1 protein-coding gene is annotated in these 1,361 nt (G+C 51.1%); it reads right to left on the reverse strand.

What is annotated here, in order from left to right; all coding sequences use genetic code 11:
• The coding region (locus tag PLA23_RS13460) for a DUF2298 domain-containing protein (RefSeq protein WP_324475547.1) at positions 1-1,186 on the reverse strand (1,186 nt) is incomplete at its 3' end.
• Between the last annotated feature and the right edge of the window lie 175 nt (positions 1,187-1,361).

A 1,361-nucleotide genomic window follows, 5' to 3' on the forward strand; every position in this document is an offset into this window, starting at 1 on the left:
TGGGAGTGTGAACAAGCCTGATTCCTGCAATGCCCTGGGTATGCATCCCAAGGAGAAGCGGACTTATCAGAGCCAGACTCAGAACCGGCACAAGGATCAGATACAGCACTGCTGCATATCCCGGGGTATCGCACAACACCCGGTCCTGTCCTATTATCTTCCGAACCGCGAGGAGCAGACGGAGCGGGTGTTTGAGGATTGACAGGCCGGCGCACTCCCGAAGGAACAGGCACAGGCCGGTGACCAGAATCATAGGAGCCCAGATCAGAACATCCCAACTGTTAACGGCTGGAATGACTGAAAGCCCAAGTGCTGTCAATAGAATTATTACTACCCGGACCGGTGTCCCTCTTCTCCAGCAGATGCATGCCGCTGTGACCAGAAGGACAAGGAATGACTGGGCCAGGATACCAAGGACATGTGCATGAACGTCGCCAAACAGGAATGAAAACAGCGGATATTCATTGATCGTGTTCTGAATTACTCTGCTGCTGTCCCAGAGCAGGGTAAAGGATCGTGTTCCGGTGAGGGCAAGATAGATGAAATAGGGATTTACCACAAAAAAAGCCAACACAGGAAGAAGCCGTACCTGTTTCAGAGTGAGGGATCCTACTCCATACAGGTTGAGTGCCGAGAGTGCCGCAATGGTCGGGAGAGCGAGATTGAAAAGGATGTATGATGGTATCCCGGTCATCAGGGCAGGCGTGGCAATTATCCAGTGACCAAAATAGTAGTAAACATTGAGAGAACCACCTGCAAACCAGGGATCCAAGGGCGGTACAACGGGACTTCTCAGAATAGATGCCAGAAACCCGTGATCCATGAATTTTTCTGCCCCGTTTATATCAGGGTTATATGCCCTGACGATGAGCAGCGTGAGGAACACCATGCCAAAGAGCAGGTAATATCGCCATTCTGATGGGATGCTTCGATAATGGTGCAGCTTATGAAAGATACCGGAGCAGAGAACTGCCAAACCAGCAGGTATCAACCCGACTAGCGGTGAAAAGCCGCACCAGACCGCATACCAGGTTGCACAGGCGGTCAGAATCCAGCCGGCGGTCCACGACAATGGCACTGCTACCGGTGGAAGATACGCTTTTATCCAGGGATAGAGTGCAAAATGGAACAGCAGAAGAAGAGAGAGCCAGGATATAAGTCCAAATATCTGTCCGGCGTCGATCATGGTCACGACTCATCTTTTAACCGTTTTCGGATACTCTCACTCAGTTCAGGGATGACCCAGTCGCCGAGTTTTAGAACAGAGATCGCTCCCCCGATCAGGGTGATGCCATTCTTAATCAGGTGATCAATGACAGCAATGAGAGTGGATACCGCAGGTGTAGTGCCTGCAAGTTCAA

Source organism: Methanospirillum sp. (assembly GCF_035406105.1).
In the GTDB taxonomy this organism is placed as follows: Archaea; Halobacteriota; Methanomicrobia; order Methanomicrobiales; family Methanospirillaceae; genus Methanospirillum.